Source organism: Enterobacter sp. MF024, assembly GCF_005843915.1.
In the GTDB taxonomy this organism is placed as follows: Bacteria; Pseudomonadota; Gammaproteobacteria; order Enterobacterales; family Enterobacteriaceae; genus Enterobacter; species Enterobacter barmai.
Window position 1 is genome coordinate 50,818 of the sequence record NZ_VCBB01000013.1, and the last position, 12,308, is coordinate 63,125.

The window sequence follows — 12,308 nt, forward strand, 5'->3', positions numbered from 1 at the left end:
GGTGGTTGGTGCCGGGTGGCGGCTACGCCTTACCCGGCCTACAAACCTGTAGGCCCGTGCAAGCGTAGCGCCGCCGGGCAAAAAAGCCAGCTCAAGAGCTGGCTTTTTATTGCTTCACTTTCCTGAGAAAATCCGCCAACGACCTGTCCGCGCTTTCGCTAAACCGCCTGTCCGTCATTGTGATATTCAGACACCTGTCGAGCCGGAAACAGCGATAGTCATCGCGCCGTTCGCACCAGGCCGCCAGCAGCCAGTGCTCTCCCCAGAAGAACAACCCCAGCGGCTGCACCTCGCGGGAAGAGAGCTGTCCGGCTTCATCCCGATAATGCAGCGCCAGCACCCTCTGGGCCGATATCGCCTGATGAATCAGATCGAAACCGCTGCGGGAGTGGTTCTGCATGGCAATATCCGGGGCATAGATGCGCGTCTGCTCGGCCTTGCGGCGGCTCTCCTCCGGCAGGATCGCCAGCACTTTCTCCTGCGCCGACTCCAGCTCGCGCGACAGCGACTCCCCGCCCCAGGTTTTGAGCAGGCGGATCGCCACCATCAGCGCTTCCGATTCCCGGTTGGTCAGCATCAGCGGCGGCAGGTCGAAACCCGACATCAACCGGTAGCCGCTCCCCGCCTCCCCTTCCACCGGCACGCCGGAGAGCGACAGATCCCGGATATCGCGGTAGACCGTGCGTTCAGACACGCCCAGCCTGTCCGCCAGATGCGCTGCCGTTGTCAGACGCCTGCCGCGCAGGATCTGCACAATCTGAAACAGGCGGTCAGCGCGTCGGGTCATAGATTCTCCGGATCAGGCGGGTTGATGAAGACCGACGCGGTTGCCCTCGCTGTCGGTAAAGAGCGCAATGGTGCCAATACCGTGCGGCAGCTCCAGCGGGCCGAACACGCAGGCACCACCGGCGGACGAAACGCGATCCAGTGTGGCCGCCAGATTGTCAGTATGCAGATAGATAATAGCGCCCTGCTGCGACGGTGTAATGCCATCAAATTTCGCCAGCGCGCCGCCGGTAGCCGGATCGTCATGAGGGAAAACAGCCAGCTCAGCGCAGTCCATTTTCTCGCGTCTCAGCGACACCTGCATCACCGGCTCGTAAAATTTGATGGCGCGATCCATCTCAGCAACCGGAATTTCAAACCAGTTAATCACACTTTTCATACATCCTCCTGCCTGTTGTTTGGGGTCAGAAGGAGTCTACGCCAGGGCTCCTGACAGCATACTGTCAGGAGTGTTTGTCAGGAGCAGGCAAAAAAAATCCCGGCCATAAGACCGGGATTTTGCTGACGTAACAGCATTTCCGTTACGGCAGGATGGACGGTTGATCCGCGCCCTCTTTTTCCACTTTCTGCTGGAGCAGGTGCTCGCGCTTCATGCCCAGTTTCAACGCCAGCGCGGACGCGACGTAGATGGAAGAGGCCGTACCGATGGAGACACCGATCAGCATGGTCAGCGAGAAGCCTTCCAGAATCGGACCGCCGAAGAGATACAGCATCAGGATCACCATCAGGGTAGTCCCGGAGGTAATCAAGGTACGGTGCAGCGTCTGGGTCAACGACACGTTAAAGATTTCGTACGGCGTACCGCGACGGATCTTACGGAAGTTTTCACGGATACGGTCCGATACCACGATACTGTCGTTCAGCGAGTAACCGATAACCGACATCAACGAGGCCACAATGGTCAGGTCGATCTCGATATGGAACAGCGATAGAACGCCCATGGTGATCACCACGTCGTGCGCCAGGGCGATTACCACCCCGGCAGCCAGACGCCACTCAAAGCGGAAACCGACATAGGTCAGGATACAGAGCAGCGCCACCAGCAGTGCCATCGCACCGGTCTGGGCCAGATCCGCACCGACGCTCGGGCCAACGAATTCAATACGTTTTATCGTTGCATTCTGGCTGGTCGTTTCATTAACCACCTGTACAACCTTGCTGCCCAGCTCCTGGCTGCCGTTGGCATCCTTCACTGGCGGCATGCGCACCATGATGTCGCGGCTGCTGCCGAAGTTCTGCAGCAGCGGCTCTTCAAAGCCCGCTTTCTCAAGCGAGATACGCATCTGGTCCATGTCGACCGGTTTTTCCAGGGTGATCTCAATCACCGTACCGCCGGTGAAATCAAGACCCCAGTTGAAGCCTTTCACGCCAATAATGGCGAGGGACAGGATCAGCAGAAAACCTGAAATGCCGAAGGCCCAGTAGTCCCAGCGCATAAAGTCCCAGACTTTACGGCCGTAGTTCAATTGTTCAACAGTATATTCCTGTGCCACAACGCACTCCTCAGATAGACAGCTTTTTAACGCGCTTGCCGCCGTACAGCAGGTTCACGATGGCACGGGTGCCGACAATAGCGGTAAACATTGACGTTGCCACACCGATACCGGTGGTGATAGCAAAGCCCTTGATCGCGCCAGTACCCACTGCATACAGGATAAGAACCTTAATCAGTGTTGTTACGTTCGCATCGAAGATGGAGCTGAATGCGCCACGGTACCCTTCATCAATCGCCTGTTGGACTGAGCGACCGTTGCTGAGCTCTTCTTTGATACGTTCGTTAATCAGTACGTTGGCATCCACCGCAACCGCAAGGGTTAAGACGATACCCGCAATGCCTGGCATGGTCAGCGTCGCCCCTGGTATCAGGGACATAATGCCGATAATCAGCACCAGGTTGGCAATCAGCGCCGACGTCGCAATCAGACCAAACTTCTTATAGAAGAAGACCATGAAGATGATGGAGATCGCCAGGCCGGCCAGACAGGCTTCCAGACCCTGAGTGATGTTCTGCATACCCAGCGTTGGACCGATGGTACGCTCTTCAACAATCTGAATCGGCGCAATCAGCGCACCGGCACGCAGCAGCAGCGAGAGCTGGCGGGCTTCGTTCGGGTTGCTGATACCGGTGATACGGAAGCTGTTACCCAGACGAGACTGGATATTGGCGATGTTAATCACCTCTTCCTCTTTCACCAGCACGGAACGACCGTTGGCATCTTTCTTACCGCTGTCTTTGTACTCCACGAACAGGGTCGCCATCGGTTTGCCGATGTTGTCCTTGGTGAAGTTAGACATGATGTTACCACCCGCGCTATCCAGCGAGATGTTAACCTGCGGCTGGTTGTACTCGTCCTGGCTGGAGGTCGAGTCAGTGATGTGGTCACCGGTCAGGATCACGCGCTTGTACATGACAACCGGCTGGCCTTCACGGGTCTGTTTCACCTCTGAGTCGCCCGGCACGCGGCCAGAAGCAACAGCAGACTGATCGACGTTGGTGTTCACCAGACGGAATTCCAGCGTCGCGGTAGCGCCCAGAATCTCTTTCGCACGCGCGGTATCCTGGATACCCGGCAGTTCAACCACGATACGGTCAGCACCCTGCCGCTGTACCAGCGGTTCAGCTACGCCGAGTTGGTTAACACGGTTACGCAGGATGTTGATGTTCTGCTGAACCGCGTATTCACGCGCTTCTTTCAGACGCACATCGGTCATCACCGCACGCAGCTGGTTGCTACCCTGAGAAGAGAGCACCAGATCGCGGTGACGCTGGGTCAGGTAATCCATCGCCTGGTCGCGGGCGTTGCTGTCGCGAAACGCGATGCTCATCCCGTAGTTATCTTCCTTACGCACGGTGGTGTAAGGGATGCCTTTATCGCGCAGATCGCTGCGCAGGCTATCAATGTTTTGTTCCTGAAGTTTTCCGAGTGCGGTTTCCATATCCACTTCCATCAGGAAGTGAACGCCACCACGCAGGTCGAGACCGAGTTTCATCGGCTCAGCGTTAATAGCAGCTAACCAACGCGGAGTTGCAGGAGCAAGGTTCAACGCCACGACATATTTATCACCCATCACGCCCATCAGCGCTTCACGAGCGCGGAGCTGCGTGTCGGTGGAGTCGAAGCGAGCAAGAATTGCGCCCTCTTCCAGTGCCACAGACTTAGCGGTAATTTTTTCTTCTTGTAACGTTTTCTGGACCTGGATCAGCGTTTGCTCACTGGCGGCGACGCCGCGCGCGCCAGTGATTTGAACAGCCGGATCCTCACCATACAGGTTGGGAAGCGCATACAGCAGGCCGACGACAATGACGACGACCAGCATGATGTACTTCCACAAAGGATAACGGTTTAACACGGCAGTTCCCTTTGGGAAAAGTTAATTACAGCGCTTTCATGGTGCCTTTCGGCAGAACGGCAGCAACGAAGTCACGTTTGATAACCACTTCAGTGGTATCGTTCAGTGCGATGACAATGTAGCCGTTATCAGCAACTTTGCTCACACGACCAACCAGACCACCGTTAGTCAGCACTTCATCGCCTTTCGCGATGGAGTCCATCAGCTTTTTGTGCTCTTTGGTGCGCTTCTGCTGTGGACGCAGGATCATGAAATAGAAGATCAGACCGAACACCACCAGCATCAGAATCAGAGACATCGGGCTGCCCTGCGCCGGTGCACCTGTTGCCGCTACCGCATCAGAAATAAAAAAGCTCATTAAAATTCCCTCATTAAATAAATTAATCAACGTTCAAAGGTGGGACATCCCGACCCTGACGTTGGTAAAAATCGGTCACGAAGCTCTCTAATTTACCTTCTTCAATAGCCTTGCGTAAACCAGCCATTAAGCGCTGGTAATAGCGAAGGTTATGAATCGTGTTGAGACGCGCGCCTAATATTTCATTACAACGATCAAGATGATGCAAATAGGCACGAGAATAATTGCGACAGGTATAGCAATCGCACTCGGCATCGAGCGGGCTGGTGTCGCTTTTATGCTTCGCATTACGGATTTTTACCACGCCGTCGGTCACGAACAGGTGGCCATTACGGGCGTTGCGGGTCGGCATAACGCAGTCGAACATATCAATGCCGCGACGCACGCCTTCAACCAGGTCTTCTGGCTTACCGACGCCCATCAGGTATCGAGGTTTATCTGTTGGAATTTGCGGGCAAACATGCTCCAGAATACGGTGCATATCTTCCTTCGGCTCTCCCACAGCCAGACCGCCGACAGCGTAGCCATCAAAACCTATCTCTACCAGACCTTTAACAGAGATATCGCGTAAATCTTCGTAAACGCTTCCCTGAATAATGCCGAACAGCGCATTTTTGTTCTGCAGAGAGTCAAAACGGTCGCGGCTGCGCTTCGCCCAACGCAGCGACATCTCCATCGAGCGCTTGGCGTAGTCCCAGTCCGCCGGGTATGGCGTACATTCGTCAAAGATCATTACGATGTCGGAACCGAGATCGTACTGAATCTCCATCGATTTTTCTGGATCGAGGAAAATCGGGTCGCCGTTGATCGGGTTGCGGAAATGCACGCCCTTTTCGGTGATCTTACGGATATCGCCGAGGCTGAAGACCTGGAAGCCGCCGGAGTCGGTCAGGATTGGGCCTTTCCACTGCATAAAGTCATGCAGATCGCCGTGCAGCTTCATCACTTCCTGGCCCGGGCGCAGCCACAGGTGGAAGGTGTTGCCGAGGATAATTTGCGCGCCTGTGGCTTCAACTTCTTCCGGCGTCATCCCTTTTACGGTGCCGTAAGTGCCCACAGGCATAAAGGCTGGCGTTTCGACTACGCCGCGATCGAACACCAGGCGGCCACGGCGAGCGCGACCGTCGGTGGTATCAAGTTCAAATTTCATTCTTATTCCTCTGTGCCAGAAAAACAGTCCAACACATTATTCTGCTGTCGCGGACTTATTCCCCGACACGCTCATTCAAAGCCTGCGGATTGTACGTGATAAACATCGCGTCACCGTAACTAAAAAAGCGATATTTTTGTTCTACCGCAGCCTTGTAGGCATTCATGGTGTTTTGATAACCAGCAAAGGCCGATACCAGCATGATCAGGGTTGACTCCGGCAGGTGGAAATTGGTCACCAGCGCGTCGATCACCTGATATTGATAACCCGGGTAGATGAAGATTTGAGTATCGCCGAAGAACGGCTCGATCAGGTCATTTTTGGTGGCCTGCGCGGCGCTTTCCAGCGAGCGAACCGACGTTGTACCAACGGCAATGATGCGGTTACCGCGCGCTTTCGCCGCCATCACTGCATCGACAACCTCCTGCGGTACTTCGGCATATTCGGAGTGCATGATGTGGTCTTCAATGCTGTCAACGCGCACCGGCTGGAAGGTTCCCGCGCCGACGTGCAGCGTCACAAAGGCCATCTCAATGCCCTTCGCACGCAGTTTTTCCAGCAGAGGTTCATCAAAGTGCAGGCCCGCCGTCGGCGCCGCTACGGCACCCGGCTTCTGGCTGTAGACGGTCTGATACAGCTCGCGGTCAGCCTCTTCATCCGGACGTTCGATGTATGGCGGCAGCGGCATGTGGCCGATAGCGTTAAGGATATCCAGCACCGTGCGGTCGTCATCAAACTCGACCTCAAACAGCGCATCGTGACGCGCAGTCATGGTCGCTTTAATGCTCTCGTCATCGCCCAGCAGCAGCTCCGCGCCCGGCTTAGGGGCTTTGGAAGCGCGAATATGTGCCAGAATACGTTTATCATCGAGCATTCTTTCGACCAGCACTTCAATCTTGCCTCCGCTGGCTTTGCGGCCGAACAGACGGGCCGGGATCACGCGGGTGTTGTTGAACACCAGCAGGTCGCCCGGGTTGAGCTTGTCGAGCAGATCGGTGAAAGTACCGTGCGTCAGCGCCCCCGTCGGCCCATCCAGCGACAATAAGCGGCAGCTACTGCGCTCAGGCATAGGATAGTGGGCAATCAGGGACTCGGGTAAATCAAAGGAGAAATCGGCGACGCGCATGGCATATACTCGTGACTTAAAAACAGGCGGCTTAGTCTAGTGCTCACACCTCTTTGCTGCAACAACTAGCCTCGCTTCGGATAACGAATCGCATGAATTTTCTCGCTCACCTGCACCTCGCCCATCTCGCTGACAGCTCCCTTTCCGGCAATTTGCTGGCCGACTTCGTGCGCGGCAACCCTGCTGAGGATTACCCCGCCGACGTCGTGGAGGGCATTTTCATGCATCGCCGGATCGATGTTCTCACCGACAATCTGCCCGAAGTGAAAGAGGCTAAAGAGTGGTTCCGCCCGGAAACCCGCCGGGTAGCACCCATTACGCTGGATGTGATGTGGGATCACTTTGTCTCCCGCCACTGGGCGCAGCTCTCCCCCGAGATGCCGCTGCCGGCGTTCGTGCGCTATGCCCATGCCCAGGTGGCGATTATCCTGCCCGACTCTCCGCCGCGCTTTGTGAATCTGAATGACTACCTGTGGTCAGAGCGCTGGCTGGAGCGCTACAGCGAGATGGATTTCATACAGCGGGTACTTAACGGCATGGCCAGCCGCCGCCCGCGTCTCGACGCCCTGCGCGACTCCTGGCAGGATCTGGACGCCCATTACGACGCGCTGGAGCAGCGCTTCTGGCAGTTCTATCCCCGGATGATGGAGCAGGCGAAGCATAAGCAGCTTTAATATAAATGTGATTGATAGGTAAAAGCTGGGTTAACGATTGTCAGCGCCTCTTTGTCTTTAGGACGAACACTCTCTATACTGGCCCGCGTTGCGTTCTAAATAACCTTAGTAATCACAGGAGAATCATATGGTTCTGGTAACTCGTCCGGCTCCGGATTTTACAGCAGCAGCCGTTCTGGGCAGCGGTGAAATCGTTGAAAACTTCAACTTCAAGCAGCACACCAACGGTAAAGCGACCGTTCTGTTCTTCTGGCCAATGGACTTCACCTTCGTTTGCCCGTCTGAACTGATCGCGTTCGACAAGCGTTACGAAGAATTCCAGAAGCGTGGCGTGGAAGTGGTTGGCGTCTCCTTCGACTCTGAGTTTGTACACAACGCATGGCGTAACACCCCTGTCGACAACGGCGGCATCGGTCCAGTGAAATACGCAATGGTTGCGGACATCAAACGTGAAATCCAGCAGGCTTACGGTATCGAACATCCGGACGCTGGCGTTGCACTGCGTGGCTCCTTCCTGATCGACGCGAACGGCATCGTTCGTCACCAGGTTGTGAACGATCTGCCACTGGGTCGTAACATCGACGAAATGCTGCGTATGGTTGACGCGCTGCAGTTCCACGAAGAGCACGGTGAAGTGTGCCCGGCTCAGTGGGAAAAAGGTAAAGAAGGTATGGCTGCCTCTCCGGCAGGCGTTGCTAAATACCTGACCGAGAACGTATCCAGCCTGTAATCGGCACGGTTTACGAGAAAGGCCCGCAGATGCGGGCCTTTTTTATGGCGTTACGCCGCCCCGTCTTTTTTCACTTCCCGCCAGATCCGCCAGGCCATCAGCGCCAGCGCTCCAACCCCGAGCAGCAGCGCGCCCCACACCAGCAGCGTTTTCCAGCGTGCCTGTTGCTCGGCAGCCGAGGTCGCCGTCAGTCGTTCTTCGCCGCCCAAAGTGACGTCCTCTTGCGCCAGCGCCCACGGCAGCGCGTTTACCGGATGGGTGTTACGCAGCGATGCCGGGATCAGCATATCCAGCCCGATGTCCGCCTTTTTGGCCGCCCGGTTTCCCCAGGCCAGCATATAGGGGCCTTTGCCCTGGGCATTGAACACCAGCTGATAGCTGTCGCGCGCGCCGCTCATTTCAGGCAGCGTCTCGGGCAGGCGGGTATTGATGGTCACCATCCGCACCGCTTCAACCGGCTGACCGGAAAGCAGGATATCGTCCGAACGTTTACCATCCAGCTGGTAGAGCACGGTTTTGCTCAGCGGCTGCCAGGGCTCTTTTTCGCCACTGCGCCAGCTCAACTCCACCGGCAAGACCCCTTCATTTGCCAGGGTGATCCTGAGCGAGCTCAGCGGCTGCGGCTTTTTCCAGCGCCAGACGACCTGGTCATCGCCCGCTTTTTCGGCCCGGGCAGCGATCACCACACGTTCAGGTTCCGGCTCGCGGCTATCGGCAATGGCGCTGACGCCGTTCAGGGCCAGCGCCGGGCTTTGCGAATCGAGGATCACCAGCAGGTATCGCGTCCCTTCCCCGGAGAGCATCAGACGGGCGCTGATGGTATCCATCTTCAGCCGATCGTTGTCACGGGTCAGATCCATCAGAGGCGCATCTTGCTGCACCTGTCGCCAGTAGCGGAGATCCTCGCTGGAATAGACCGACGCTTTCCCCTGCCAGTTACCCGGCGGCGTGTTCCAGTTCAGGCGCAGTTGCGCCAGATAAAGCGGATCTTTTCTCTCCTCGGGCAGCGTCAGTAAATAACTCTGGCCGAACCTTTTTACCTCGTCGCTTTCCAGATGGATTTCAATCCCGCTCCTGGAGCGTAAAACAACGGATGCCGGCCCCTTTTCCTGCTGTTCAGCCGACGAGACCGGCGCCCTGTCCAGCGGGAAAAGCCGCAGATCCAGCGTCTCTGGTGTCACGGGCTGCTGTTTTTGCACCTCGAGGGCAAAGGGCACAGCATCCCCACGATGGTTAAAGACCCGCACATCACGCAGGTCCAGCCATGCCGTGGTCTGATAGACCGCCTGGGGCAGCGCAACGCGATACCAGGGCGATGCGTCAAGCGTTCCAAGTGACATCCCCGTGGCGTAATCCTGCGGCGTTTCCCCTGCCTTATCGTTGCCCGAGGCCGCCCCGGCGGCACTGAACAGCACGCCCCATAACACCGCTCTCATCCATTTCATTTTGCTTCTCCTGCTTTTGGCGGTAACGGGGAGAAATACCCGACGATTAACACCAGAATAGCCACGCCGATAAACGCGATTGCCCGCGCCAGCCCGCCGCCGCCCGCGCTGTCCACCAGCATCAGTTTCACAATTACAATTCCCAGCAGCACCGCGCCGCACAGCCACTGGCGGCGGGAGTGACGCCGGGTGGCATGGAGCATCACCACCAGCGCCGCCAGCATCCAGACCAGCGCAAAGCAGGTCTGCACCAGCCGCGAATGCCATAGCGCGTCCGCATCCCAGGCAATTTCTCCGTACCAGGCCAGGGCCCGCAGCAGCATGCCGTTCAGCCACCAGCAGCTCAGGGCGAGCAAGGCGACAACCGGCCAGGGGCGGGAGACCGCGACATAGACCGGGAAGTAGCGCAACGCCGCGCGATACAGCATCACCAGCCCCAGCAACGCCAGGGCCGCCCCCTCCTCCAGCGGATTGATTAACGGCAACCAGGTCTGACGATAAACCACGCCATCCTGGAAGTTGGTCAGCACTAACAGGCCTGTCAACGCCACCGTAACCGGCAGCATCGCCTGTACCCCATACAGCGCAGGCCAGACGCGGAATGGCCAGATATTCCGCCCCACCGCCTCGTTAATCAGGAAGATTGTCAGGCCACCCGCCGCCATCATCAGGCCGCTTCCCCAGGCCGCCATGCCCCACGGCAGATCGCGTGCAAACCAGAAAAGCTCCATCGCCAGCGCCAGCAGAACCATCCAGAATAGCGACAAATGCGCAATCCTGGACAGCCGCGGCGGCAATGCCGCTCCGTCGCGCCAGAGCAACGCCACCGCCGCGGGTAACGCAACACACCACGCCAGATTCGACCAGCCTGCGGCGAAGATCTGCTGCTGTGATATCTGATACAGCAGCACCACCAGCATCATGGGCCACAGCAGCCATTTACTGTGATCCAGCGCCTGCCATGCCAGCCGCCCCGCAACGCTGCGCCAGCCCCAGACCGAGATCGCCAGCAACCCCAGCACGCCCGCCATCACCCGTGAGTCATTGTTCAGCACCCACTGCGATGCGCCCGCCAGCGCGACCAGCCAGAAAAGTAGTCCGCCTGCGAGAAGCCCCAGGCTGACCTGAAGCTGGACCGCACGCCACAGCCATGCCCCCGCCAGCCAGCACAGGCTGAGAACCGCGAAGATCAGCATCAGAGACAGCGGCACCGTGCCATTTACTTGCGCCCAAAGCGCGCTGCACAGCGCCAGAACCAGCAGCGCCGTGCCGCTGTACGTCATGCGTCGCTGGTGCTGTTGCACCCCCAGCCAGAGGATCCCCAGCCCTTCCAGCGCCCAGGCCATCGATGTCCAGCGCGCCGAGAGCGCCAGCGGGATAGCGAGGGTGATAAAGGCGCCGCCAAGCGCCAGCGCAGCCAGGACCAGCGGTTTCCCCAGCGAAGGGTAGCGACGCAAGGCCAGCCAGGCTAATGCGACATAGAAACCGCCGTACCCCAACGCGCTGAGGGCTGGTCCATACTCCCAGTGCCGGGTAATGGCGTACTGCATGCCAAAGCCCACCAGGGGCGGCGCAAACAGCAGCACGCCATCAATAAGTTGTTTCCCCTTCTCCTGCGCACGCAGCGACAGCGCCACGCTCAACACGCCGAAAAGGATCGTATTTGCGATCAGGAACAGCTGACAGCTCAGGTAGTACGCGGGCTGGTAAGCATTTGCTCCCCATAATCCCCCGACGCCAAAGGTGAAGGCCAGGCCGAGCAGATTCAGCTCCCGCCAGTGCTGCCAGATGCTGATGGCGAGAATGCCCACGGAAAGCAGAAGATAAAACGAGAACAGCGCCACATGATTGCCGCTGCCGCTGGAGAGCAGCAGCGGCGCCAGATAACCGCCGAGGCTTGCCAGCATCGCCAGGCTGAGCGCCTTTTGCAGGATTGCCAGCCCCACGCTCGCGGCGCAAATCACCACCAGCAGCGCAAAAGCCAGGGTCATCGGCAGCATCTGCCACAGGCGGAACGCGCCAAAAACGGTGAGATAGAGCGCCCCTGTCGCGCCCCCCTGTAATATCAGGGCGTAAACCGGCTGTTTATGACGTAATCGCCAACCTGTCGCCAGCAGCACAAGAGCAAATAGCGCGGCCGCGACGAGACGTAATTCCAGAGGGAAGAGTGAATGTTCAACCGTATAGCGCAGCAGGAATGAGAGGCCGAAGAACAGGAGCAAAATACCAAGCTTCGCCAGCGGGTTACCCTGCATAAACCAGCGTACCAGCGAGGTAATCATGCCGCCCAGAGCAGAAGGCTCCCGGTCTTTGGTCGTCGCGTTAACAGGGTCTGGCTCCCGGGCAGCGGGTGCAGGCTTCGCCCGGGAGAGCCAGGGATCGGCGGGCTCAGGCACAACGGCGGCGACCGGTTCCGGGGCCACAAGTGTCGGCGCAGTTGTCACCGCTTCAGCCTGCGGCATGACAGGTTTTTCTGCCACGCCGCGCTTTTCAAGCTCCTCAAGGCGGCGGCGCAGAACCGTTAGCTCAAAGCGAAACGCCGAGGTGCGGTTAAGGGCGACAATCGCGAGGATGAGCACCACCACCCCCACGAACAATAAAACAATGCAGCCAAAGATCAGTAGCTCATCCATGTTTCCACCTTCCACCGTATATGGGTTAAGCAGATTGACACAAATTGTTGCATTT

11 protein-coding genes are annotated in these 12,308 nt (G+C 57.7%); 2 read left to right on the plus strand and 9 right to left on the minus strand.

The features are described from left to right. Positions 1–106 precede the first annotated feature (106 nt). The 7 genes from FFB58_RS18345 to queA form a co-directional block, all read right to left on the minus strand. Positions 107–787, minus strand: coding sequence for a YafY family protein (locus FFB58_RS18345; protein WP_039032358.1), 681 nt, complete (start codon positions 785–787; stop codon positions 107–109). A 12-nt stretch (positions 788–799) separates the two neighbouring features. Further along, entirely contained in the window at positions 800–1,165 is a 366-nt protein-coding gene (locus FFB58_RS18350) for a VOC family protein (protein WP_138370629.1), read from the minus strand. A gap of 142 nt (positions 1,166–1,307) precedes the next feature. Beyond that, positions 1,308–2,279, minus strand: coding sequence for a protein translocase subunit SecF (gene secF, locus FFB58_RS18355; RefSeq protein ID WP_138370630.1), 972 nt, complete (start codon positions 2,277–2,279; stop codon positions 1,308–1,310). A gap of 10 nt (positions 2,280–2,289) precedes the next feature. Further along, positions 2,290–4,137: a protein translocase subunit SecD gene (gene secD / locus FFB58_RS18360; RefSeq protein ID WP_072036752.1), complete on the minus strand. Its 1,848-nt coding sequence runs from the start codon at positions 4,135–4,137 to the stop codon at positions 2,290–2,292. A gap of 25 nt (positions 4,138–4,162) precedes the next feature. Then, positions 4,163–4,495: a preprotein translocase subunit YajC gene (gene yajC / locus FFB58_RS18365; protein ID WP_032616800.1), complete on the minus strand. Its 333-nt coding sequence runs from the start codon at positions 4,493–4,495 to the stop codon at positions 4,163–4,165. Between the two features lie 22 nt (positions 4,496–4,517). Beyond that, positions 4,518–5,645 (minus strand): tRNA guanosine(34) transglycosylase Tgt, encoded by a 1,128-nt coding sequence (gene tgt / locus FFB58_RS18370; protein WP_039032354.1) that lies wholly within the window; start codon positions 5,643–5,645, stop codon positions 4,518–4,520. 55 nt (positions 5,646–5,700) lie between these two features. Further along, on the minus strand, positions 5,701–6,771 hold the full coding sequence (queA, locus tag FFB58_RS18375; RefSeq protein WP_138370631.1) for a tRNA preQ1(34) S-adenosylmethionine ribosyltransferase-isomerase QueA: 1,071 nt from the start codon (positions 6,769–6,771) through the stop codon (positions 5,701–5,703). Positions 6,772–6,863: 92 nt separating this feature from the next. Between queA and acpH the strand changes: the two genes are divergently transcribed. Then, complete coding sequence (acpH, locus tag FFB58_RS18380) at positions 6,864–7,445, plus strand: ACP phosphodiesterase (protein ID WP_039032352.1); 582 nt, start codon at positions 6,864–6,866, stop codon at positions 7,443–7,445. A 127-nt stretch (positions 7,446–7,572) separates the two neighbouring features. Further along, positions 7,573–8,175, plus strand: coding sequence for a peroxiredoxin C (locus FFB58_RS18385; RefSeq protein ID WP_032616797.1), 603 nt, complete (start codon positions 7,573–7,575; stop codon positions 8,173–8,175). Between the two features lie 50 nt (positions 8,176–8,225). Here FFB58_RS18385 and FFB58_RS18390 read toward each other — a convergent pair whose 3' ends face one another. Continuing rightward, a complete protein-coding gene (locus FFB58_RS18390; protein ID WP_138370632.1) occupies positions 8,226–9,620 on the minus strand; it encodes a DUF3999 domain-containing protein in 1,395 nt (464 codons plus the stop codon). Continuing rightward, positions 9,617–12,253 (minus strand): DUF2339 domain-containing protein, encoded by a 2,637-nt coding sequence (locus FFB58_RS18395; protein ID WP_138370633.1) that lies wholly within the window; start codon positions 12,251–12,253, stop codon positions 9,617–9,619. Before FFB58_RS18395 ends, FFB58_RS18390 begins: the two co-directional genes overlap by 4 nt. Positions 12,254–12,308 lie beyond the last annotated feature (55 nt).

Bases quoted from the DNA above. Each gene is read 5' to 3' on its own strand.
- FFB58_RS18345 (WP_039032358.1), bottom strand. From the start codon at position 787: ATGACCCGACGCGCTGACCGCCTGTTTCAGATTGTGCAGATCCTGCGC.
- FFB58_RS18350 (WP_138370629.1), bottom strand. From the start codon at position 1,165: ATGAAAAGTGTGATTAACTGGTTTGAAATTCCGGTTGCTGAGATGGAT.
- yajC (WP_032616800.1), bottom strand. From the start codon at position 4,495: ATGAGCTTTTTTATTTCTGATGCGGTAGCGGCAACAGGTGCACCGGCG.
- tgt (WP_039032354.1), bottom strand. From the start codon at position 5,645: ATGAAATTTGAACTTGATACCACCGACGGTCGCGCTCGCCGTGGCCGC.
- queA (WP_138370631.1), bottom strand. From the start codon at position 6,771: ATGCGCGTCGCCGATTTCTCCTTTGATTTACCCGAGTCCCTGATTGCC.
- acpH (WP_039032352.1), top strand. From the start codon at position 6,864: ATGAATTTTCTCGCTCACCTGCACCTCGCCCATCTCGCTGACAGCTCC.
- FFB58_RS18385 (WP_032616797.1), top strand. From the start codon at position 7,573: ATGGTTCTGGTAACTCGTCCGGCTCCGGATTTTACAGCAGCAGCCGTT.
- FFB58_RS18390 (WP_138370632.1), bottom strand. From the start codon at position 9,620: ATGAAATGGATGAGAGCGGTGTTATGGGGCGTGCTGTTCAGTGCCGCC.
- FFB58_RS18395 (WP_138370633.1), bottom strand. From the start codon at position 12,253: ATGGATGAGCTACTGATCTTTGGCTGCATTGTTTTATTGTTCGTGGGG.